At 41.1% G+C, this 25713-nt stretch carries 16 protein-coding genes; 4 read left to right on the top strand and 12 right to left on the bottom strand.

Annotated features, from left to right (window positions below):
• Nucleotides 1-288 precede the first annotated feature (288 nt).
• Complete coding sequence (locus Q0502_RS14425) at nt 289-1509, bottom strand: uracil-xanthine permease family protein (RefSeq protein WP_298652102.1); 1221 nt, start codon at nt 1507-1509, stop codon at nt 289-291.
• 45 nt (nt 1510-1554) lie between these two features.
• The gene (locus Q0502_RS14430) at nt 1555-2322 is read right to left on the bottom strand and encodes a creatininase family protein (protein ID WP_298652105.1); all 768 of its coding nucleotides are present in this window, start codon (nt 2320-2322) and stop codon (nt 1555-1557) included.
• A gap of 1155 nt (nt 2323-3477) precedes the next feature.
• Between Q0502_RS14430 and Q0502_RS14435 the strand changes: the two genes are divergently transcribed.
• Both Q0502_RS14435 and Q0502_RS14440 read left to right on the top strand, forming a co-directional pair.
• Entirely contained in the window at nt 3478-5640 is a 2163-nt protein-coding gene (locus Q0502_RS14435; RefSeq protein WP_298652108.1) for a S41 family peptidase, read from the top strand.
• A gap of 157 nt (nt 5641-5797) precedes the next feature.
• Nucleotides 5798-6196 (top strand): lanthionine synthetase LanC family protein, encoded by a 399-nt coding sequence (locus tag Q0502_RS14440; RefSeq protein WP_298652111.1) that lies wholly within the window; start codon nt 5798-5800, stop codon nt 6194-6196.
• Between the two features lie 68 nt (nt 6197-6264).
• On the opposite strand, the gene Q0502_RS14445 is transcribed toward Q0502_RS14440, so the two are convergent.
• The gene (locus Q0502_RS14445; protein WP_298652113.1) at nt 6265-8469 is read right to left on the bottom strand and encodes a S41 family peptidase; all 2205 of its coding nucleotides are present in this window, start codon (nt 8467-8469) and stop codon (nt 6265-6267) included.
• Between the two features lie 324 nt (nt 8470-8793).
• Between Q0502_RS14445 and Q0502_RS14450 the strand changes: the two genes are divergently transcribed.
• The gene (locus Q0502_RS14450) at nt 8794-9450 is read left to right on the top strand and encodes a hypothetical protein (RefSeq protein ID WP_298652116.1); all 657 of its coding nucleotides are present in this window, start codon (nt 8794-8796) and stop codon (nt 9448-9450) included.
• Between the two features lie 126 nt (nt 9451-9576).
• The gene (locus Q0502_RS14455; protein ID WP_298652119.1) at nt 9577-9969 is read left to right on the top strand and encodes a hypothetical protein; all 393 of its coding nucleotides are present in this window, start codon (nt 9577-9579) and stop codon (nt 9967-9969) included.
• 43 nt (nt 9970-10012) lie between these two features.
• Here Q0502_RS14455 and Q0502_RS14460 read toward each other — a convergent pair whose 3' ends face one another.
• The 9 genes from Q0502_RS14460 to Q0502_RS14500 all read right to left on the bottom strand — a co-directional run bounded on the left by Q0502_RS14460 (nt 10013) and on the right by Q0502_RS14500 (nt 25023).
• Nucleotides 10013-11269: an MFS transporter gene (locus tag Q0502_RS14460; RefSeq protein ID WP_298652121.1), complete on the bottom strand. Its 1257-nt coding sequence runs from the start codon at nt 11267-11269 to the stop codon at nt 10013-10015.
• A gap of 35 nt (nt 11270-11304) precedes the next feature.
• Nucleotides 11305-13257, bottom strand: a complete 1953-nt coding sequence (locus Q0502_RS14465; RefSeq protein ID WP_298652124.1) for a hypothetical protein — start codon at nt 13255-13257, stop codon at nt 11305-11307.
• Nucleotides 13258-13285: 28 nt separating this feature from the next.
• Nucleotides 13286-14227 (bottom strand): BadF/BadG/BcrA/BcrD ATPase family protein, encoded by a 942-nt coding sequence (locus Q0502_RS14470; protein ID WP_298652127.1) that lies wholly within the window; start codon nt 14225-14227, stop codon nt 13286-13288.
• A gap of 142 nt (nt 14228-14369) precedes the next feature.
• Nucleotides 14370-15731 (bottom strand): DegT/DnrJ/EryC1/StrS family aminotransferase, encoded by a 1362-nt coding sequence (locus Q0502_RS14475; RefSeq protein WP_298652130.1) that lies wholly within the window; start codon nt 15729-15731, stop codon nt 14370-14372.
• 7 nt (nt 15732-15738) lie between these two features.
• On the bottom strand, nt 15739-16563 hold the full coding sequence (locus Q0502_RS14480) for an N-acetylmuramic acid 6-phosphate etherase (RefSeq protein ID WP_298652133.1): 825 nt from the start codon (nt 16561-16563) through the stop codon (nt 15739-15741).
• 220 nt (nt 16564-16783) lie between these two features.
• Complete coding sequence (locus Q0502_RS14485) at nt 16784-18556, bottom strand: DUF4998 domain-containing protein (protein WP_298652135.1); 1773 nt, start codon at nt 18554-18556, stop codon at nt 16784-16786.
• Nucleotides 18557-18565: 9 nt separating this feature from the next.
• A complete protein-coding gene (locus Q0502_RS14490) occupies nt 18566-19804 on the bottom strand; it encodes a DUF4959 domain-containing protein (RefSeq protein ID WP_298652137.1) in 1239 nt (412 codons plus the stop codon).
• A 39-nt stretch (nt 19805-19843) separates the two neighbouring features.
• Nucleotides 19844-21763 (bottom strand): RagB/SusD family nutrient uptake outer membrane protein, encoded by a 1920-nt coding sequence (locus Q0502_RS14495; protein WP_298652140.1) that lies wholly within the window; start codon nt 21761-21763, stop codon nt 19844-19846.
• An 11-nt stretch (nt 21764-21774) separates the two neighbouring features.
• Nucleotides 21775-25023 (bottom strand): TonB-dependent receptor, encoded by a 3249-nt coding sequence (locus Q0502_RS14500; RefSeq protein ID WP_366521807.1) that lies wholly within the window; start codon nt 25021-25023, stop codon nt 21775-21777.
• Between the last annotated feature and the right edge of the window lie 690 nt (nt 25024-25713).

Genomic DNA, 25713 nt, shown 5'->3' on the forward strand with positions numbered 1-25713 from the left:
ACTTGTTAAAGAACTTATTAAGTTCCGGCTATTGCCGCATAATTCTCTTTAAAATTTATAACGAACTATTGATTAATATAACGCAGATTTAATCAAAATGTTTCTGAAAAATATTAAACCATCACCCCCCAAAGGAGGTGGATTTTTAAACTGAATTAAATTTTATTAAGTGGCGGTTGTTTTAATTTTTACATAATATCGATATAAAATAAACTGGAGATTTAGTTTTGAAAAAATTGGGTGAAGATATGATTATTGAGTGTTAATTTTATAGAGACCGGTCGGCGATTACATGCCACTTTCTTCTTTACTTTCGTTTTTCTCTTTTGTCTTCGGCAGGATCGGGTTCAGTACTACTCCAATGAGAGCCGACAGGCCGATCCCGGTCATACTGATATTCCCTACCTGGAGTATGGCACCTCCGATTCCTGTGGTCAGGGTCAGCGACACGATGATGAGGTTGCGGGTGTTGCTCATGTCGGTTTTATTCCGTATCATGTTGTTCACACCGGTCGCCGCGATCATACCGAAGAGCAGCAACATGATGCCGCCGAGTACGGAACCCGGGATCGATTTGAGAAAAGCGCTCACTTTCCCCACCAGTGAAAAAACAATCCCGGTGACAGCTGCGATACGGATCACAGCGGGATCGGTCACTTTGGTAAGGATCATGGCGCCGGTCACTTCAGAGTAGGTGGTTACGGGAGGACCTCCGATGAATCCTGATACACAGCAGGCGATACCATCACCCAGCATCGTACGGTGTAACCCCGGCTTCTTTACAAAATCTTTTCCCGCTACCTGGCTTACGGCATATAAATCGCCTACATGTTCTATTACGGGTGCTATAGCTACCGGGATCATAAAGAGGATGGCTCCCCACGAAAATTCCGGTTTGACAAACTGAGGCAGGCCAATCCATGGCGCTGCGGCAATACCGGAAAGATCAACCCTGCCCAGCAGCATGGCAGCCAGGTAGCCGACGATAATTCCACTGAAGATCGGGATTAGTTGAAGCAGTCCTTTGGCAAACATACTCACTACGATGGCCGTTACCAATGCAATGATCGCCAGCAACCAGTCCTCCTTTGCCATATCTACCCCCACGCCTGCCAAAGAGAGGCCGATCAGCATGATCACCGGTCCTATGACTACGGGCGGGAAAAGACGTTCGATCACTTTCACTCCCTGCCATTTGACGAGCGCGCTCATCAGGAAATAGACAAGGCCGACGGCTACTAATCCCGAGAGCGTCCCAGCCAGGCCGTACAACTCCGTAGCTTTTATAATGGGTGCAATAAAAGCGAAGCTGCTCCCCAAAAAAATAGGAACCATCCCTTTCGTAACCAGATGAAAGATCAGTGTTCCTACTCCTGCAGTAAACAGTGCTGTGGAAGGATCGAGTCCTACTAATAACGGAACTAATACCGTGGCTCCGAAGGCCACAAAAAGAAATTGAACCCCCACGATGGTTTTATGTGAAGGGCTGAGTTGTTTGTTGTTCTCCATTGAATCGGGTAAAAATCAATTTTTGCGTGCAAAGATAAATAAAAATTAATATTCATACATATGATCAATATCACTTTTGCCCAATTCCAGAAATACGCCAGCAATTTTTTCGGTAATTGTTTCAAAAAAACGTTTTCCTTTTTCGCTGGTCGATGCTTTGGGATCACCGATACCTGTATCTTCCGTTACCTTTGACCAGCGTCGTTCCGCCCAGAACCAACCCTCTCTTAAAGCTTCTATTTTTTGTTTTTTCTCCTTCCCTTCGCCCGCTTCGTTCAATGGGAGCACTAACTCCGGAGCAAGGTGCAGCAACAGACTCGTCTCCATTTCATCGGCATGATCGCCTTTGTGTTCGAAGAAATCATCTCTTCCTTTCCACCGGAACCAATTGCATACAGTGATGAACATATCCGGATATTTTGCCCCCAGTTCACGTGCCATCACCTTAAAATCATTGCCTCCATGGCTGTTAAGAATAACGAGTTTCGTGATACCGTGCCTGTTGAGGGTCTCGACAATATCATTCAGGATGATCAACTGCGTGCTTGGATAAATATTCATATCCAGCCGGATATCCAATTGTCCTGTATTTACCCCGAAAGGGATATTGGGTAGCACGATCGGTTTCGCGCCTTTTTCCCAGGCGATCCGGGCTGCTTCGGCCGCGATGTTTTCCGCCAGAATATTATCCGTGGCATACGGTAAATGGTAATTATGCGCTTCAGTAGCGCCCCAGGGCAGAACTGCCAGGTCAAAACCGGCATCCTTTATCGATTTCCAGTTTGACTCCGCCAAAATATAGGGTCTGATCATCGTTTGGTCTTTTTTTATTAATCAACAAAAGACAAAAGTACATGAAATTTCGCAGAAATCAGAAGAATACGGACAAACAGAGTAAGTGTCTGATAAATAAATTAGTTAGGCGTTGTTTTGCTATATTCTTCCGGTATGTAAAAATGAAGAATATAGCGAAGTTAAGCGAAAGTTCTGCTACTTATCTGTTGCCTTTTTGAACTGTCAAACAGCAGCAGGACAACACCCGGAGCAATAACTTAAAAACCGCCATACTATTAAAGAACACCCGTTTTTCTTCTAAATTCAGCCAAAGGTAATCCTTTTTTTCCAGGTGGACTGAAAAAAGTAGGGTTTATCGGTATCTTTGTGGGCTTCCGGCCGGGCTGCTGGGAAAAGCCATACGGTAGCCGGTATTAACAGCATTCAGGGCAGCTGCTTTGTCGCATTACAACGAACTGCACGCCGTCAGGATCAAAGGTGCTTGACAAATCCTTTATTGAAAGTTTTGATTTGCACCTGCGCTTAGAAGCGGGATTAAAGGTGGGTACAATCGTTGAAATAATGACCCGCTTGCGTATTATTACCAACCGTATTATTACCAACTTTGTCATTTGTGAAGGTATCATAACTACTGACCCATAACAATGAAATGAGAGGTCTATTTGGGGGAGGAAAGTACGATTATGTACCAGATCCCGATGGTACAGTTGTGAGGTCTTATGGAGCTGATTGCAATCCACTTCCCAATTATCCCGATCCAACACCTAGCCCTCCTAACACTTGTGGTGATGCATGGACTTGTAATGGCTAAAATGCAACAATTCAAAAACAACACAAATTAGAGATTACAAATGTGGTCTCTAATTGTTATATTTACCGGCTATACTCCATTCTGTATGAAACGAGCGTGATAACCATTTTCATCCATGTTAATGATTAAAAGCGAGTTCCATATGATACCTTTGAAAATAAAAGTTTTATCATATGAATAAAAATAAGTAGATTTGTAGAAAAGAATATGAAACATTCATGACATCTTAGATGCCAAAGTAGATGAAAATAAAATTATTCCTTTCAAGCTTCATTCTGTACTTGCTTGCGATACATAGTTGTAATCAAATAAGTACCAACAATTCCATACTCAACTTGGGCTTTGAGAAAATAGAAAATGGTATGCCTAAAGGATGGTATAGAATGTATTTCCAACCCAACTATACTATTTCCATGGATTCTACCCATGTTAAGTCCGGAAGTTATTCGGTTGCCATAGAGTACACAGGAGGTAATGCCAATCACCAAAATAATTTCCAGGCAATCCAATTGATTCTTCCAAAGAATTATGAAGGAGAAAGAATAACTTTATCAGGATATATTAAAACAGAAAATGTGACTGATGGGCATGCCGGATTATGGATGCGAATCGACCCTCAAATTGCTTTTGACAATATGGAGCAGCGAGGGGTTACAGGCACAACCGATTGGAAAAAATATGAAATAACGTTAGAGATGGACCCTGAAAACACACAAGGAGTAATTCTTGGTGCCGTATTGTGGGGAAAAGGAAAAATGTGGGTAGATGACTTGCAAATTTCGATTGATGGAGAAAATATTGAAGGCATTACACTCCCTGATAGCGAACTCCTTTTTTACGGATATAAATCTTCTCCGACAAAAAAAGATAACGCTTTTGACAATGGCTCCGATATTGAATTTCCGGAACTAACCGAACAAAAAATAAATGATCTGGAACTTCTTGGCAAGATATGGGGGTTGCTAAAATACCATCATCCGGCTATTGCCGGAGGAAAATACAATTGGGACTATGAGCTTTTCAGGATACTGCCTGTGTATCTGAGAGCGGACGACAATCGCCAGAGGGATAGAATTTTGCGGAAATGGATTAATGGATATGGGAGAATACCAACATGTAAAATCTGCCAGGCAACATCTGACACTGCTATCCTTAAACCCGATTTGTCGTGGATTGATGAAAGCGATCTCAATCAAAGAGTGAAAGATTTGCTGCACAACGTTTATCTGAACAGGCACCAAGGAAATCAATATTACGTACGAATGGATTATCCGTATGAAAGGCCCATATTTTTAAATGAAAACCCATATTCAGAAATGGATTTTCCCGATGATGGGTTTCGCCTGTTGGCTTTATTTCGATTATGGAATATGACAAATTACTTTTTCCCGTATAAAAATTTGACAGACAAAGACTGGAGCAAGATGTTGAAAGAGTACATACCTTATTTTATAAATGCGAAAAACAGATTGGATTATGAATTAGTTTCCGTCCGATTAATCGGCGAATTATGTGATTCTCATGCCGTACTATTGGAGGGACATAGAGAGATCAGTTTATTCAGAGGGTATTGGCAAGCACCGATTTCTGTCCATTTTATTGAAAATGAACTGGTAGTAACAGACAACAGCATCAACTCAAAGATCTCAATTGAACATAGGGTAAAAGATTCCGGATTACAAATTGGTGATATCATCACGCATATTGAAGGAAAATCAGTGGAAGCCATTATTGACAATGTAAGAAATTATTACCCGGCCTCTAATGAAGCGGCAAGGAAAAGAGATATTGCCGCCGATTTGCTTCGTTCAAACAACGATGCCATTCTTGTCGATTATATTTCATCCGGTGAAATAAAAAGAGAGAAAATTAATACTGTACACGTAAGTGTGTTGTTTCAAGAAATTTACAGTATACCCGATATGGCTAAATCTTACAAATTGTTAGACAAAGACATTGGATATGTCAACTTGGAAACAATTAGGGCAGAAGATGTAGATGCCATCAAAAAAGAATTTATCAATACAAAAGGCATTATTATAGATATTCGTAATTATCCAGCCATTAATGAAGTGGCATGGAAATTAGGATCATTTTTTGTATCAAAAGATACTGTTTACCGAAGATTTACAGTAGGAAATCCGGACAATCCCGGGGAGTTTAATTTGCGTGGCAAATTTGAAATTTTTAAATCAGAAGAATATTATCCGGGGAAATTGGTAGTCATTGTAAACGAAAAGAGCCAAAGCCTTTCAGAGTCAACAGCAATGGCATTTCGAACAGGTGATAATACGACAATTATCGGCAGCCAAACTGCAGGAGCAGATGGGCATATATCGGAGATGACCCTTCCGGGCGGATTAAAAACATGGAATTCCGGCATTGGCATTTGTTATCCTGATGGTAGACAAACACAACGTATCGGGATAGTTCCTGACATTTGGATTGAACCAACCATCAATGGTATAAAACAAGGAAGAGATGAATTGCTGGAGAAGGCAATTGAAATAATAAGAAAACAATGAAATAGTTTACCCTTACAAAGTCCTTGGGACATTCATTAAATCCAAATTATGCATTAAAAATTTTGAAAAAGAGGCTGGCACGAGGCCAGCAACAAACAGATGACCGCCGTGTTTCCCGCCGCTTGGTGGTTGCCGCAAAACAAAAAATTCTTTGTTTATGTCAATCCTGTGGCAAGCGGGTAAAGCCATTAATAAAGATGAATGGAAAGAAAAAGGACTTGAAGTTCTTCTGCAATCCACAAAACGCACAGCTTATCACGACAGCCTTGTTACCGATGCAGGCATTTGTCATGGAAGTGCCGGAATTGCGTTGATTTTTCGCCGAATGTATCTTGAAACCAAACTTGATGATTTTAAATCGGGAACTCAATATTGGATAAATCAAACGTTGGAACTTGCAAGTCTTGAAGAAAGTTTGGGATATAAACATTCACTCAGAGATAGTTGGGTATCTGATTACTCACTCTTAACCGGTATATCGGGCATAGGGCTTGTGCTTTTGTCGTATCTACACGATGAACAACAAAATTGGGATGAAATGTTGTTGATTTCTTGAAAATATGGATATGAGGCTACCCCACAATATGGGAACAGTCTCATTTTTAAAAAATAGAATTGACGACTTTATTGTCGCTCAATTATTTCAATTGCCTTCTCCAGCAATTCATCTCTTCCCTCTTTTATTCCCTGAATGGTAGGCTTTACTTCAATATCGGGCACAATTCCAATGCGTTGCGTTTGTCTGCCATCAGGATAATAAACGCCAATGCCGGAAATCTTAGTCAACAAGCCACCTGGCAACATAATGTCAGACACATTTCCGTCTGCTCCTGCAGTTTGGCTGCCGATAATTGTTGTATTATTGCCTGCCCTAAATGCCATGGACTGATATTCTGCCGAACTTTGAGTTATCTCATTGACAATCACAATTAATTTGCCTTGATAAGTGTCATCGGATTTTGGAACTTCATAAGCTGAATCAAACATAAACTCTCCTGGGTTATTGACGTTTCCTCTCGTAAACTTCACAAATGGAGTGGGTTCGGAAACGAAAAATGATGCCAATGTAAATGGTGTAAATGCAGACGGATAGTTGCGAATATCAATAATAATCCCTCTTGTATTCTTAAACAGGTCTTTTATTATCGGAAAATCTTCATCTTTAATGTTGGCAAGCGTTACATAACCAATATTTCCGTCTAATAGTTTATACGATTTTTCGTCTTCATTTACTCTGTACCAAAAAAAATTCAAGCGGTCTCTTGGATAAAGCGGTAGTTCTTTTTCGTGTGTTCGTCCCGAAGAAATGTATCGAATGTTTATAGAATGACTGCGTGACCGTAACATATCTACAGAAATATCTCGCAGTAGCGAGGCTTTATTTGATGCTGGATAATATCTTTTGAGGCTATCAACAATTGCCTCAACTGTTTTTCCGTCAATATGGGTAATTATATCGCCTATTCCCAAACTTTTCAGTTCGGGGTTAAAATAATCTGTTACTACCAATTTTTGTTCAACAAATTGAACTCGAAATGGCGCATTATAGTTTCCTCTTAAATGTTCAACCTCATCTCTGCCGCCCCACAAATTGGCGTGTGTGTCATTAGCTTCACCAATAAGTTGAATGGCTGTCAATTCATACTCCAATCTGTCTTGTACCGAAAGAAATATCGGAATATATTTTCTAAGAACATCATTCCAATCGTTGTCGGTTACATATTTATAAGGAAAAAAATAGTGTATCATATTCCAATACCTATAAAGAGTCAATAAACGAAATCCCGCATCAGGAAAAAACATATCGGAATAAGGATTTTCATTTAAAAATTGAAGATTATCTACGCGTGGACGCATCTGAATATAAAAATGGTTACCCTGATGTCTGTTTTCATAAATTTCCCAAATTTTCTTTTTCAATTCATTGCTCATATCACTGTTTTCTATCCAAGAAAAATCAGGTTTTATGTAAGCGTCCTCAAGTGTTTTTTCACAAGCTGTACAAACAGGAATTTCACCGTATTGATTTATCCAGTCGAGTATCACATGGTCTCTTTCTGTATTGTTTTGTACTTTTAGATAGTTGGGCAGTATGCGGAATAACTCGAAATCCCAGTTATAATTTCCTTTTCCCACTTCAGGGTGATGATATTTTAAGAATCCCCACAATTTACCTAATAAGTTCAAATTGTCAACTATTTGTTCAGTGAGCGTAGGAAATTCAATATTGGACCCGTTGTCAAACTCCCTGTCCAAATTGGCAGGTAGTTCAAAAATTTTCGCTTGTGAAATGTCTTTTCCGTCAATAGTAATCGACAAATTATCTAACCATATTTTGCCTTTTCCTGATAATAATCCGCCAACAACAATCCTCTCTGTTTTAGCCGGAGTCATTGGCAAAGTGATTTCATACCTTTTCCAGTCAGTCGTTCCCCTTATTCCTCGATCCGACATTTCCATATTGTCAAAAGCGATTTGTGGGTCAATTCTCATCCACAATCCGGCAAATCCGTCTGTTACATTTTCAGATTTGACGTAGCCGGATAGGGTTATTTGCCGTCCGGCATAATTCGGAAGAGCAATTGATATTGCCTGAAAATTGTCGGACTTATCTGCAGCTTGTATCAAAATCGAATACTTTCCCGATTGAACGTTTACAGAGTCCAATGAAACTGAATATCCGGGTGCGGCAGGAATAGACCAACTTTGCAGCTGCCCATTTAGAACATCTTCAAAACCTAAATTGTATTTTGAATTGCTCTCTTTTTTTTGGCAACTAACATTAATTGCCAATAGTGAAATCAGAATTGCGAAAATACACTTTTTCATTTTTTTATTTCTTGTGTTTTTAAATAGATAGGCATGACTTCATTTTGCTTATTTAATTCACGAGAAATCTCGATTTTTTTTGCAGAAATCCTGTATTATTTTTCACAAAGGTAGATCATTTATCCTATAAAAGCACAATCTCAATAATTTTGTTGTTTTTATTATTCTAATTAACACACTGTCTGCGCCATAGCACTTTCCATTGTTATCACAATACTATTTCAAAATAAATGAAATGCCCTATATTTATATTGTCAAATAGACAAAGAAAAAAACAGCGCCAATTCAAAGATCTCAATTGAGCACAAGGTAAATGATTCCGGATTGCAAATTGGTGATATCATCACGCATATTGAAGGAAAATCAGTTGAAGCCATTGTCGACAGCGTAAGAAGTTATTACCCGGCCTCTAATGAAGCGGCAAGAAAGAGAGATATTGCCGACGATTTGCTTCGTTCAAATAACGATGCTATTCTTGTCGATTATATTTCGTCCGGTGAAATAAAACAAGAAAAAATCAGTACTGTACACTTGGGCGTGTTGTATCAAGATGTTTACAGAACACCGAATACGGCTAAATCTTACAAATTTTTAGACAAAGACATTGGATATGTCAACTTGGACATATATTGGGGCATATACACTGAGGGCGAAGGGTCGTTTTGTGTGGACATGATGGTTATAGAAGATATAACACAAGACAAAACAATCAGCATACCTGTTGCAGGTGGGGATTTTAACGTAAAAACTATTTATACATATCTATATGAATATTCTGCTACTGAAAGAGGTATTTGCTTTCAAACAAAAAACCTGCTTTTTGAGGAATACGCCAATTTTGGCGACTACAAATCCTGGAAATTGGCAGAAGGGTTTGTATGTGCACATTCCGTTGGCTTTGTACAACCGGATAGTTGTTGTAGATGCAATGGATCCTTCTTTCCACAACGGGGACGTTATTCTAAAAATAAACGGTGTTGACGCGTTGAGAGATTTTGCATCTTTTGAGGAGATTGTTTCAGGCGGGAAGCATTACCAAGCCGTTCTTGCTGCTAATGAATGGTAGTTCATTATAGAATGGCTCCCGGTAAAATAACAATGGAAGTTTTGAGGGATAACAAAATCCTGACCATACAAGTAAGTACTGTAACTTCGTCCAAATACAGCGAACTCTATTATTCATCCCCTTCCCGGCGCCAAAATAAATCAAGCCGTTGGCTTAACAACAATGTGCTCTATATCAATACAAGTATGAGTGATTTCGATGAAGTGCAACAATTACTTGACGAAAGAGAATCGCATCAAATCGTGATTGTTGATGCCAGAGATGGCTCACGTTTTTTATTTCGTTATATAATTCCTTTGTTGAGTCCTGAAACAGAGCTAAAATACAACAATAGATATATTACGCCGAAAGTTGCATATCCCCAACCCCCTGTCATTGAAGATACGCTTCGTTCTTTACTGCGTAATGAACCAAATATGAAAAAAGAACGCTAGAATTGACCAAAAGAAAAACTCTAATAAACAAAAGACAAAGATATTATGATTTTGCTATTTTTCTTCCGATTTTGTGGCCTATGAAAGCATAAAAAAAGATGTAAAGGTAACAGGGTATGAATATCCGGTACACTGTTTGAAAGTCAGACGGCGTAGTAACATCGCTTGTTTTGATAAGATCCAACAATACCCCGAATGTCAAGGGAATTGCTGCACCACCGACTAATGCTACTATCAGCATTGAAGCACCCGATTTGGTGAATTTACCCATACTCGTAATGGTTAACCCCCAGATACAGCCCCACATAATGGAATGGGAGAAACCTAAACCCGATAGAAAGTAAATGGCTATATGGGGAGGAAGGGTCACTAAAAGGACCGATGATGTCAATGCTATCAGAGAAAATAATATCAGGGCTTTGCTTTGTGAAAGCCATTGCAGAACAAAAATGCTGATGATATAGCCGATAATCATACCTACCGGCCCGATCATTGAATACCGGGCAGGAGAATCTACGCCTGTTGATCGCGCGAAGTCAATTACTGATGCCATGGGAAGAGTTTCGACACCTACGTATAAAAACAGAGCAAATACACCAAGGAGCAAATGAGGGAATTGCCAGACACTTTTCTTCCGGTTGGCGGCTATTACCAGCTCATTCTCCAAATTATTTTCATCCTGTTCGTCCTCTCCCTCCGCTGTTATTTCGGGAAGAGGAATAAAAATCATTGCCAAAGCAAACAGACCGATAATACCGGCTGCCATACCGAAGGGAATAGCTGCATTGGCAAGCACCGGGTTTCTCACATCGATGAAAAGGCTCAGGAAGATGGGGCCGAGAAACCAGGCAGACTGGTTCATAATCCCCATAAGGCACATTCGTTGTGCTGCCCTCTCAACAGGTTCAATAATAGCAATATAAGGGTTAATAGTGGTTTGTAATAAAGTATTTCCGATACCTCCGATAAACGATGCGGTTAGAAAAAGATAGAATCCGGCCATGGAAGAACTCATTTTGGCCGACGGAATAAACAGGAGCATACCTAAGCTCATGATAAACAAAGCGATGATCAGCGATTTTTTATAACCTATTTTCCTTACCACCCATCCTGATGGACCTCCGAATAGTAAAAACGCTGAAAATGTGGCTGTTAAAACCAGATAGGACATGCCCTTGCTTAAAGAAAAGGTTTGTTCTAAAATAGGGACCATAATTCCGTTGATCCCAACACCGAAACCAATGATGAAAAAAGCAAAAGCTATAATTATTAAAGGAAGGAAATATTTATTGAGTTTCATACGAATAATATTTTTAGAGAAATATACCTTGCATTTTACCTGTTATTATGTTCAATCGCTTCAACCACAGTCTTGAAAACCCCCAGAGGAAATGGAGAAGGCTGCCCGTACCAAAAGAATGAACCATACCCTTCATAATCTTTTGCCCCTATGTGCGGATCGGTAGCAAGATAGCTTGCCACATCATTGGTATATGCGGCTACGCTTACTTTTTGACCGGGCCAGATATTTCTGACGGCCATTCCGAACCCGGTCGTTGCTTCACGGGACAACCCGATAAGTTTCCAATCTCCTATGTTGAGTGTCTGTATGTAAACAGGCATTTCTTTTGGCATTGTTCCCTTGTCATAATGACGAAGCATAATATCCGACCAGCGCACTTCTCTGTTCGGTAAACTGCTTTCACATCCTCCCGGTATATTTTGACGGACATCCTTGATATTTTTCTCCCTGAGTGCTTCTATTTTTTCTTTATCCCACGGATGGACGGGTATTCCAATCGAATCAATATAATGGGTAATATTGCCATTGACGGGTTTCATTTCTTTACCCAATACGCGGATAACATCTGCCGCCAGATCAATTCCTGATGTCCTGAAAGGTTTCAGGGGGTTAATATCTCCTGCACATCCCTGAAGGAATAAGGTATTATTAACACCTGTTCTTTCGAGTATTTCGCGGGCATAACCCGGAAAGTTGGGAGAGGCACTATAATGCCCTGATCCCTGATCGGTAAAAACAGGATGGCAACCTGTTAAAAATAACACGGTTTTATTTTTTCCATCGGGGGAGACAGCTTGTATTACATCCACGGAATTGTCATATATGGACAATTCTCCCCTGAGGCTTCTGTTGAACCCTATATTCGTTGTGTCACGCCCGAAACTGAGGTAGGATGGTGTTACATTGTCCAAAGCTTCTTCTATGGATCGGATAACTGCCTTTCTGACTACATTGTTCAGGTAGAGGCTGTCGGGATAATGGTTTTGAATTCCCCAGGTAATCCAGGTCTGGGTGGTGGGTGCAAAATGGGTATGACTGGAGTTAATCATGATGGATGATTCGGGGATATCCCGGCGCTCTAACATCTCTTTTCGGATGCTTTGGGTAAAAGAGTGGTCGAGACCACATACATCCAGACTGACAATGACAGCCACATCTGCGTCCTTTTTAACGGCCATACTTCTGACGGAGAGTTTTCCTTCTGTGTGATGGTGACTGGCATACAGTCGATCCGAAGCAATAGCGTACAGCCGTTCTTTTGTCCGTACAATTTGTTTTACATCGATCGTATATGTATCGCCATTGTTATATCCTATACGTTGCCAATCTTCGTTTTGCCGCTTGACCCGGCGTTGCAGCAGGAAGTTATCTTCGGTTACGGCATATATCCTTTGATGATCTCCGGCGAGGGAGATAATATTGGGTCCTTTGCCTATGGATATCCAACTGATGGTTTCTCCATTGACCATGCCCATAAGCAGTTCATTCTCTGCAGTAAATACATACAGGTTTTCATCCGATCCGGTAAAAGCGGTGACTCCCTGAACAGAGCCGATACGTTTCCACCGGAGACCGCTTTTCGGATTACTGACCCACAGGTTGCCTTCATTATCAACGGCATAAAGTAACCCGTTTAATCCGGCCATGAATTTTACATCTGGAAGGCTTCCGACTTTTTTATTCTTTTGTAATTCTTCCGTATCTATTAAATATATATCGCCATTGGGAGTTGCAGCATATATCGCTTCATCTACATTGCACATAGCTATTCCTTCCAGGACACCCTTGTCATCCCAGGTGATGGTAAACCTGCCCAGAGGAGGAGCTCCATATCCGGCCAGACCCAGAGAGACAGTTTCTCCGGTTGGTTCTATACTTACCACAGAACTGCCCACTTCATACAAAGTTTGTTGGTTGGAAACATGCATACTTTGTTTGCAGGAAGCAAGGAAAAGAGAGAGAATGAGCAAATAATAAGATTTCATTTAAGTTGTTTTTTATTTTGCGTAAACTTTAATATTGGGACAGATTGGCGATTATCTCTTCATTGAGAGAGAGATTTTCACTGGAAAAAGCGCCAAACAGCGCACCTATCTCCGGCTTGAAACGGGGATATGATAACTCCACCCCGGAATCCGAATATCTTGATATTAATTGTGGCCCGATAATCCGGCTTTTAACCAACATACTGCCATACAGCCCCAAACGTTTTACACCACTTTTTTTTAAAATTGACTGTGAAAGCCGGAAAAGCCATTCGACTTCGTTATCTATTAACCGGATTGAGACTTCATCGTTAAGCAGGGCCGCTTTCTCCACCTCAACAGCAAATGCGGCAATCCGGCTTTTTTCGACAGACGGATCATACACAATCTCTATCATATCGGTCAACCGGTTCAGATTATAAAAATCTTTCAACCGTTCAAGTAAAATGGTGGAAGGCGCCATCTGATCATGATATTGTAAGGCAGCCCGTATTCCCATAAGTCCCAGATGATAACCGCTTCCTTCGTCGCCAAGGATTTGCCCCCATCCACCACTCGTATGATAGTTGCCTTCCCGGTCAACGGCACAGGCCATCGATCCCGTTCCGGATATTAATAAAGCTCCGGAAGCGCCTTGCGTAAATCCTAACAAGGCTATATATACATCCGAATGCATGATGATTTTTTTATCGAAAATACCACCTACCAGTTGTTCCACAAGTTCATCCGTCGCCTTTCCCTCCAAGGCTGAATTCCCAATGTAGGTGATATCCGGCTCGCAACCTAGCAATGCGATTAACTGCTCTTTAATAGATGCATAATTCTCGCGGGCTTTTTCTATTCCCACTCCGTAATGATTGATTGACCCTGCCCTGATACTACCGAGTATCTCGCCGCATTCATTACAAACAACCGCAGAAGTAGTGGTGCCGCCACCGTCTATCCCACAAAACAGTATACTTTGCCCCATATGATATAATAGATATTTTTATATTTCACAAATTATAATAAAAATTGTGCCTGCCTTTGTTGCCTGGCACAACATTGGAATTATAAAAGGAAAGGATTGATAGTATAACTGCTATCAAATCCTTTCCGCTCAAAAACGGTAATCATTTGTTTTTGATTTCGCCGGAATATTTTTGAATTTTCCTGGCCGCCTCGGCTATCTGTTCCATTTGGGTGTTGGTGCCCAGCATTTGGGTCTGCAGGAACCACAGGGCGTTTTCATCGGTTACACGGGCATTCACCGGGCAGTCGATACGTTCCAGCCACCGTTTCATTTCCTTTTCACCGTATATCTTCCGGTAAAATGGATTACCAGCCAGGCCGGTCACGTACGGGTCTTTGTCCATCTTTCCATATCCCAGGCTGGGCTGAATGCCTTCTGCAGCCATGGCTTTTATAAACTGTTCGCGTCTCATGCCCGAAAAACCTTCTTTATCATATCTGAACATAAAGAGGTGGTAAGCCCCATTCGTGGTACCTTCATAAAGTTTGGCAGGCGTCAGACCGGGAATTTCCTTGAACATACTGCTCAAATACAAGGCATTTTCATTACGGATCTTTGCCTGTTCTTCCAAACGGGTCATCTGGGAAAGCAATATATTTGATTGGAATTCAGTGATTCGCAGGTTACTGCCCCTGATCCCTGCACCGGCGGCTACTATCGAAGCTGTAGCGCTCTGTTGTCCCTGATGGTGAAAGGCAAAACAAGCTCTATAAAAGTCGGTATCATTGGTAATGATGGCTCCGCCTTCACCGCAGTTAAGGTTTTTTGATGACTGGAAACTGAATGCACCTCCCAATCCCCAGTTACCTACTTTTTTTCCTTTCCATTCTGCCAAATGTGCCTGACAGGCATCTTCTATGACCGGGATATTATATTTCCTGCCGATGGCCAATATAGCATCCAAATTGCAGGGGGTACCACCAATATGTACAGGCATGATGGCTTTGGTATTTTTAGTGATGGCAGCCTCTATTTTTTTTGGATCAATCTGAAAACTTTCAGGATCCATATCTACAATTACCGGTAATGCATAATGAAGGACTACGACATTATAGGTGGCAATAAAGGTGTATACAGGAATAATCACTTCGTCTCCCGGGCCAATGCCCAATGCTCCCAACATGGCATATAATGCGCTGGTACCACTGGTTACGCCAAGGGAATGTTTGACCCCGTACATTTTAGAATGTGCTTCTTCGAAGCGTGAAGTCACCTTTCCGCTCAAGCGCCCCCAATGGTTACTGTATAAGGTATCCAATAATCCTTTGGCTTCAGTATGATCGTATATGGGCCATCCCGGGAAACCTCCCGGTTGTGCTTTAGGCCCTCCCAGAATAGCAGGCTTCACATTGTTGATACTGTGGCTACCACTATTTGCCAGTATGGAATCAGGCCTGAAAGCCTTTCCCGCCGATGCTGTTGCAGCGGCTCCGATAAAAGTTCTTCTGTTAATTGTTTTCATCTTTTTCTTATTTTAATTGTTGTTGAGAGTCTATATAATCCATGGCTTTTTTCACACTTCCGGAACTTAGAAGCAATGCTTTGGCTTGCTCATAATCGGAGATACCCCGTTTTTCCTGAAGCATTTTTACCGAGCGATCCACAGCTTTATTATTGATTAAACGGACATTGACCATCCGGTTATCCTCCACACGTCCTAACCGGATCAATACAGTGGTACTGATCATGTCGAAAAGCATCTTTTGTACCGTCCCGCATTTCATGCGGGTGCTTCCGGAAACGAACTCAGGGCCGGTGATCACTTCAACGGGATAGTCGGATATTGCCGCGATAGGGGAGTCTGGGTTATTGACCATGCATCCACAGGGAATATTCAGTTCCTTGCATTTTTTCAATCCTGCCAACACATATGGAGTAGTGCCGCTGGCAGAAATACCCAATACAAAATCGTTCCCGTTTACCCGGTATTGTTGCATCTGCTGCCAGGCATCTTCGGTATCGTCCTCTTTTTCTTCCAGTACTTGCAGCAGATTCTCTTCGCCACCTGCTAAAAGACAATTAATGACCCCTTTTTCAATACCAAAAGTGTTGGGTAATTCGACCTTATCGAGAACGGAAAGCCGACCCCCGCTCCCTGCCCCAAGATAAAACAAGCGGCCTCCCGCTCGTAGCCGCTCTTCAATAGCGGTGATCAGTTTACTGATCTGAGGTAATTCTTTTTCAATGGCCGGGGCTACTTTCTGGTCTTCCCGGTTAATATTAGTGATCAATTCGTCCACGCTCATCTTTTCCAGATGACGGTACAAGGAGGGTTGCTCGGTAATTCGTTCCATAAATTCCAATTAATTATTTAATGATTTTGTGAGGTCAAAACCTGACTGTCAGGCTTTGAATTTTGTTCTATATTCTTTTATTATCGCATTCTACTGATATTTTTTGCTTTATATTATTATTGATAGGGAATGTTCTTAAATTTCCTTAGGGTCTAATTCTCCGCTGCAAACAGCAATAAGTGAAAATGTTATCAGACCGCTTGCAGCGGAGAGTCGATTCCTATTCAATATTCCAGGATAAATCGGGATTGAAATCATATCGCCACAAATCGCCATTGTTGTCTAAGCATAGCAAAGCTGTTCCCTGCTTGATCACATCGAGATATTTATTCCATCCGCTTCCGATTTTCACCCGGCTGCCTAATACGAAATCATCCGATAGCGCCATGTGCCAAAGGTCACCGGATTTATCAATGGCCAAAAGGGAGTTCTCGTAAGGGACAATCTTCCAGTAATCCTTAAATCCCGTTCCAATATCGACAAAGCCACCTACCCATGCATTACTTTGATTAATGCCTATCTTTTTTAATACTCCTGATGTATTGGTCATGATCAGTGCAAAATCCTTGAACGGCATTAATCTGTCGATACTCAATCCTGACCATCCTGACCCAAAAAAGGGTACATACCTAAGTGTATAGTTATCATCTTCTATAATCGCACAGTCGACAATATTTAAATCAAACCTCATTATCCTTTTATTGGGTAAGTAAAATACCGAAGCATAATTAGTCCATCCTGATGCAATCAGAGAGGGTGTTCCGAATGTTTTATCCGCTTGTGGTTTATATACCCACAAATTCCCGGATTTATCAAGTTGTAACAAATCCTCCCCTTGAGTAAAGAAATGGCCATTCTTGTTTTCTCCGATACTGTATACTTTCTGAGGAACCACGGGAAAACTGATATCGGACGGTACAAACTCTTCTTCTACAATGGAATAAGATCCGCCACTTTTAAGGATTTGATATTTCAATGTCAATTTTTGTTGTTCCGGTATGAACACCCCCTCTTCCACATTCGATATTGTATTCAATAGTCCGTTGAAATAACCTTCGGTTTTGATGTTGTTCGTTGAAGAGAACATCAGTCGAAATAAAGTATTGGATAGGTTGGGGGATTCGGCAACGCGATTACAGTCGTACACATCGGTGGTGGTTAACGCCGATACCCTGCTAAGTATCTTTATTATATTGCTATAGGACGTTCTTCCCGTAAGTATTCCATTGCTCCCATAGTCAGAACGGGTTCCTGAGGCGGAATAGATACATATCTGCTCTTTCAGGGGATAGGTGGAAAGCGTATCTATAGTATTATCCAGAAGATATAGGGTAGATATTTCCAGAATATCTTCAACACTATTTAATCTGTTTCCGACATCCGGCAATACTGTACTCGGCTCATCAGCACGAACAAAAACAACCGCATGTTCACCGGATGAACGTTTTTTATAGGAAATTTTCATTCCGAGAATTCCATAAAGACGGGTTCCCCATGTAATTTCAATATCAGAAGCTTGTTTCTCCTTGTCGTAGGCAAGAATCTTCATGGTTGTGACAGCTCTGTTTTTTAACGTGGCTCGGTAATTATCCCCATATGATATCCCCTGGACAGTCGAATACAATGAACGATCACCCCTTGTATTCTTGTTGAATAATTCAAAAGAATAGGTCCCTTCGGCCAGATTGTCAATAATGATAGAATCGGCCTGTATGCCTTTTTCTTTCCTGAGAAAGGTTTTGACAACTGAATCCTGGCGCATGTTCCAGTAAATAACGGTTTGCTCTATCTTGGGATCGGCGTTTACATACCATTTGAGTTTTATTCTTCCCTCTCCCGATAAAGCGACCAGACTGTCGGTCATACCCAGATAGAATGTTTTCTCTCTATCAAGGTATTGCTGATGGATGTCGTTCATATCACTGCATCCGGGAAATAGGAGATAGACACAGACAGTCAATATCCCTAAAAATATGGTTTGTATTTTCTTCATAGTGTACAATTATTCAATTATGTTGGTTCCAAAAAAGCTCAACTCACCCAATTGCCAGTAATTATTAGGCACCGGTTTACCGTCGGCCGTAGCACGGGCAAAGAAACGTATATATCGAACCGGGCCTAACTCCAACGGAAGTTCGTATTCATCTCCGTCTACTGCTCCTCTCTGCCAGATTTCCGTATCGCTGGCTCCCAACAGGTCAAGTCTTTCCCTGGCAAAATAGCCAAGATATTCCCAGTCTTCCTTAAAGGTGCCGGTGGGATTTTCGTTGTCGGCCCAATACTCATCAGGTTTATTTGTCTCCAATATGGGTGAGCCCCACATCTCAAACTCGGTAATGTTCACATTGCGGTAAACATCAGATATTATTCCGTCTCTTAAACTGGGCCAGAATTTAAAACGACTCAGTTTGTACACCTCCTTGATATCGAAAGTAAACGAATTACCTTCTGAACCGGCCTGGTTCAGGTAACCAAAGGAACCCCCGCCAATAATACCGTCGTAAAATTTGGGAAATGCATGGGAGGCCTGTAACTCAGTGAGATTATCCCCTTTGACATAAGTTCTCACGTCTCCCCAGGGCTTTGGCACCTCCATTTCAAAAATAGGTGTCGTCTTATAATAGACGGTATCGGATATATTTTCCCATTTATCTCCTATAATAACGGCAAAAGTAGTTTCCACGGCCTCGAATCCACGGTAGGATCGTCTGTCGTTAGAAAGTGTGGAGAAATATATTTCATCTCTTTCCAGTTTTCCATCAATAAATGCCAGTAAGCGGACGTTCAACTCTGTATTCAATAAATTCTCCCAACTCAATACAACACCTCCGAAAGTGGTTATGAAGTTAAGGGATTCTTTTGTCACATCGACTAAACCTTCAAGTGGTGTAAACTCTATAATCAACGGATCGGAACGGTCTTCATTGTGATTCTCGGTATAGAGTTTGACGGTTACCGGTTCCGAGGTCCTGAAACCTTCAACCCGTATCGAGTTTTTAAAATAGGAAGAACGTTCGGCATACGGTTCACCGTTCCTTACATATTCTGCCGTGATACACAAAATATTAGGATCATTCGGAACGGCATAGGTAATAATACCTCCTCCGTTAATCGGGGTTACCTCATAATCGGTAATGGCTGTAGGTTTTTCAAAGCCTGTTTTATCCTTATCTGCATTGCATGCATATAGGATAATGGAAAACAAAAACAATAGCAGGTATATTTTCTTCAGATGATTCATAGCAATTAAATATTATTGAGTTATTATTGCCCTTATAGGCTACCATCCCCAGGTTTGCACTAAGTTCCTATTTATTCTCAAATCAGTAAGACTAATCGGCCAGAGGTAATCTTTTACCGAGATTTTACGCGGTTCTCTGGTCTGGACAATTTGATAGTAATCTTCGGGTGCACGGCCGTCATTATTCCAATTCCGTCCCGGGAGTGTCCAGAATTCGTTAATCCGTTTCCACCGCCTTACATCCCAAAAGCGCTGTCCTTCAAAAGCCAACTCGATCATGCGTTCCTGCTGGATAATCTTGCGCATTTCGTTTTTGTCGAACGGGCGATTGGGAGATAATGATCCTTCCCATGCCTCTGCAACTCCTTTTAGGCCGGTAACAGCCCTTACCTGATCGATCCATTTATGCACCTCTTCATTGGGGGTGTCATACACTTCATTCAGCGCTTCGCTATAAAGAAGGTAGAGGTCTGCGAGTCGAATAACAGGAAAAAGATAGGGATTCATGACATATGCCCCACTTACATTTGCATTGGATTCGTAAGCCACTAATTTCTTGATGTAGTAGGAGGCAGGGCTTTCATAATTGGATACGTCACCCAACCGGGCCTTTAAAAAAGGCGTGAAAGTTTTTCCCCGATCGGTGGTCAGGGTCGATAATTCAAAGAATCCCCGGTCAAACCCCAGGTTTGCATAAAAGCGGGGTTCTCTGTCAAAATGGAGCGCCACTGTCCTTTCATTTATAGGAATATAACTTGCATGATTTGCTTCGGGAGTGGATACACGCAATTGATAACGGGCATCATAATTCCAGTCCGGATCTTCTGTAATAGGGATACCTTTATTAGTGTAAAATAGTTCCGTCATATGGAATGATGCATAAAAACGCGGTGTTATTTTGCCAATATCTACGGGCTTCATAATAGGTAGGCTCAATCTTTGCAGGTCACCGACAAGCCTTGTGTCCGTCCAGATAACACCTTTGTTCCATCTTTCGGTAAAACCTTTCCTTACATGCATCAGCTTCACTAAACTGTCGTTCATCGCACTGGTGCTGGCCACGGACATCTTATCGTATACGTAGAGCTCCAATCCCGCATTATGGCAAGTATCGATGGCAGCCTTGATTGCATCCGCAGCTCTGACCCATTTGTCTTTACTGTAGGCAGGAGATACCAATTGCTTGTTTCGGGAATCTACCCAATTGATATAGTCCGGGTTTCCGTTGAATAAAGGACTGGCACCCAATGCTAAAACTTTCGCCTTTATGGCCAGGGCTATCGGACGGGTAATCCTGCCGTCTTCCTCGATCGGATTATCGATAAGCATAGGGAGGTTTGGGGAAGCCTCGTCGAGAAGTTCAACAATATAATCCACACATTCGTCGACTGGTTCACGGAATACCCAGGTATCTTCAGGTGGGGCAGACAAAGGTATGTTCTCTTTGATCAACGGAATGGGGCCATATAATTGTAATAGAAAAAAATGGTAATAAGCCTTCAGGAATGTGACTTCGGCAATCCATCGAGCTCTTTCCCGTTCTTCTATGTCGCGGGGTGTATGGATCTCTTCAAGGAAAATATTACATTGCCGGATGGCCAAAAACAGGTTTGTGCCACCGTTGCCCCCCGACCAGTAATTCTGGAGTGGACTCTCCGAATTCTGACCTCCGTAACTGATCTTTCCTGCAGCGGTACCCTGGAAAGCTATAGTGTAATTGCCTCCTGAGACGTCAAATTCGTCAAGGTTGTCAAAATAGGCGGGATAGTTCCACATATGAATAATATTGGGCAGGAAAGAATAGCAGGAAAACAGAAACCTCTCCGCGGTTGCCCGGTTCGAGAATGCATGTTCGATCCGGGGTACATCGTTAGGAACAACATCCAGATAGTCGGCACAGTTTGTAGTGAAGACTACAAAGACAAAAATAAAAACTGTTTTTATTATTGAGTTTTTCATATTAATTGCATCTATAAGATAATATTTACACCAAGATTATACACCCTTTGGACCGGATAACCTAATCCATCCCCTGCCATTTCGGGATCCCAGAGTTTGAACTTAGACCATACCAGCAGATTAACGCCGCTAAGATACACGCGGAAAGTTTTGATCCTGAGTTTTTGTGACAACCGTTCGGGAAAAGTATAGCCCAATTCGGCTGTTTTAAGGCGCAGAAAACTGCCGTCTTGTAACCAATAGGTGCTATTCTGTGCATTGTTCTGTATCACATTCTCAGACAAACGCGGCCAGAAAGGATGGAAACTCCGGTTGTGTTCCGACCAGTGATCATCAGCAATATATTTGAGCAGCGCCCGCTGTCCGTTATTGATAAAAGGCGATACGGCATTGACATCGATCATAAATGACGACCGGGCTGAACCCTGAAAGAAGCAGGAGACATCAAAACGGCGGATACCCATCGAAAATCCGGCTCCGTAAATGATTTCGGGCGTACTGGGATATCCTATCGGCACTATATCGTTGCTGTCGATCACACCGTCATTATTGATATCCATATACTTAATATCACCTGCCATGGTTTGGGTAGCATCTCCGAAATTCTGCCGGGGGGAGTTTGCTACCTCTTCTTCATCTATAAACAGACGCTCGGCAATATATCCCTCCCATTGATTGAGTTTACGTCCCACCCGTGATCTCCATGGGGTATCGGAATAATCCGGCTCTTCTACCTTTACGTATCTGCTGGTGGCATAGGTAAAGTTTCCGTTCATCACTAACCAGAAATCATTGGAAAATGATTTCTGGTATTTTATTTCGGTTTCAAAACCTTTACCTTCGGCTATACCGAGATTTGACTGCGGTATAGTGGCTAATCCCATGGTACTGGGTACATTTTGACGGGTTTGCAGGATGTTCTCACGTCTCTCAGTGAAATAATCGGTCAGGATTGTCAGATCATTGAATAGGCCGAGTTCAATCCCGAGATTCATTTTCTTCGCTACTTCCCATGTGACCAATTCATTGGCGTACCTGGAAATGGAGATGCCTGGTTTGCGGGTACCTAATTCAGTTCCGAAAGTATACCCATAGCCCGCGTCTTCCATGTTGACCTGTGACATATAAAAAAATCTGTCATATAAAGAACCTATCTGATCATTCCCGACCAAACCATAAGTCGATTTAAATTTAAGGTTTGTAATAACATTCTTATAAGGTTCCATAAATGATTCATTGGATGCAAGCCAACCCATCCCGAAGGAAGGGAAAAATCCAAATCGGTTATTTTTTGCAAACCGTTCGCTTCCGTTGTACCCGAAATTAAATTCTGCAAAATAACGCGAATCATACCCGTATGCAAATCTTCCCGCAGTAGATATATTCCGTTGAGGAAGGGATTGTTGGATGGTAGTAACTTCCGTATTGGTAATCTGTTGCAACGAAGATACAAGCAGTATATTCATATCATGTTTTTCTTCGAATACTTTATTATACCCGAGGCGAAATTCACCATACATACTTGCAATTACATCCTTTCTACCGAAATCATAGGATAAATATTCGGAACCCGTGGTCGGATTAAAATTCCTTAACCGATAGGAGCCATCCAAAGTGGTTACCGGTTCGTAATAGAAAGGCCTGTACGAACGGTTCAGATCGTAATATGATTCACGTTTCATATTCACTAAACCCCGTATAAACAGACCATTGAATGCTTTATCAAATTTCTGCTCCATTTCCATTTGCGTAAGCATCATTGACGTCTTGGCTTCCTTGTAGCCGCTGATAATTTCAGCTAACGGATTGGTGTAATAATTATCCGGAGGACGGTTTATTGCTGTTCCGAATAGCAGATGATTGGTATAGAGGTTTGCTTCATCTTTAGGGTAAGTCGGTGAAAACATAACGGATGTTGCATTTCTTGCAAGCTGGAATACTTCCGCACCTCCCTGCTTTGGTCCATGCGAATCATCGAATGTGCCATAGAAACGTATCATACCAGTAGTCCGGGGAGTTAACTTAATGGTTACATTCGATCTCAACTGAATTTTTCTTAAGTCGATATTACTGCTTACACTATTCTCCGGTATATCTTTCAGTATCCCGGTATCGTGCTGCATATTGCCTGCAATATAGTATTGCACCATTTTACCTCCTCCTGAAATATTCACATTTACCCGTTGGTTAAAGGTTCTGTCTTTTATTAGATAATCATACCAATTTACTGATGGATACATAAGTGGGTTAGTACCATTTTCCGTGTGATAGATCTTTTCCGGTGAATACACATAGTCGAGCCTGCCCGTTCTGGTGATTCTTGCCTCATTATGCAATTTCATATAAGTAACGGGATCAGCCAGTTCCACCAGTGCGGAATTGGCTGAGCTGGAAAGTTCTGCCCTCACATTGATACTCATCTGATCGGCAACACCTTCCTTTGTTGTCACCAGAATTACGCCATTGGCTCCACGGGCACCATATAAAGCGGCAGAGTTGGCATCTTTCATTACCGAAAATGATGCAATATCGTCGGGATTAATTCTGGCAAGATCAGTAGAACTCATTTCAATCCCGTCAATTAAGATAAGCGGGTCTTTTTTTCCTGCTGCACTGAATGATGTGATACCCCGTATGAAGAACTCTGCATTGTCCAGCCCCGGTTCGCCCGAGCGTTGGTAAGCAATTACACCAGCCAATCTTCCCGCGAAAGCCGTAGTCATATTACTGGAAGGGACTTTAAGTTCTTTAGGACTGATTGTGGTAATCGAACTGACAACACTCTCTTTTTTCTGTTTCCCAAAAGCTACTATCTGGACTTCATCCAATGAAATGACATCCTCCCGGAGCGTTATAGTTACATTATTGGCTTCCCCGGCTTTCTCTTCTTTACTTTCATAACCAATAAATGAATAGACTAATGTTTCATTTGCACTACATTTAATGGTATATTTTCCATCTATGTCCGTAATAACTCCGGCTCCTTTTCTTTCTTTTACTGCTACTTGAACTCCAGGCATGGGAAAACCATCCTGATCAACCACTCTTCCCGAAACCTGAACTTCCTGTTGTTGAATTTCCTCAATTTTGGGATTTAGAGATGTAGTTAATTTCTTCGTAGAGAACTCTTCTGGAGAATTGATTCCCCTCACAGATAAAAAACATGTAAAGAATATCAAAAGAACAGAAATCTTCGCTATTCTTTGCATTCGGTTGCATTTTTTAAGCGCAACTTGGTTAGATTTAATTACTTCTTTCATACATTTGCAATGAATTTTAGTTTACATTATTGAATTTGGTATTTTGTAAATTAATCTTTCATGAAATCGGGTGATGTATCGGCATTGTCCGATTTCTTTTTTCATTCATTTCCATAAGCATTTTATTATTATATAGTTTTGAAAAATGGGAACCTCAGATAAGCGAACAATCGATTCTATTCTTAAATTACAATATTTTAGTCTGTTAATCTTTGATCTATATATTATTATATCAGTCATGATAATATGTTCGTATCAATAATAATAAACGAAAATATGCGTTTTTATGCATTTTTTAAATTTAAATACACGCAAATATATGCATAAAAATAAATAACATTATAAGCGGAGGGTAAAAAATGTATATATTTAACAAAAGATAACTACTTTTCTATTTATGATAACAGTAGTAGAAGGTAGAAGGCAATTCAAAAGATTAACCTATGTGGATAATATATTTTAATTAACTGTTATTCAGCGAATAGCGTAAGGCTATCCGAAAATATTCAATGACATTATGACGAAATATCTGATAATTCAAATTATAGAGATTTTCTTTTGATAAGAAGATAAGCGTTTGTCCCCCGGATCTAATTCTGTGATGAGATAAGAGATATCATTCAAATCCGCTACTTTATATCTCTTTGAGATATTTAATTTTTCGGAAATAGTCAATAATATTGTTTGGCT

Origin of the sequence: uncultured Proteiniphilum sp., from assembly GCF_937873925.1 — a bacterium.
In the GTDB taxonomy this organism is placed as follows: Bacteria; Bacteroidota; Bacteroidia; order Bacteroidales; family Dysgonomonadaceae; genus Proteiniphilum.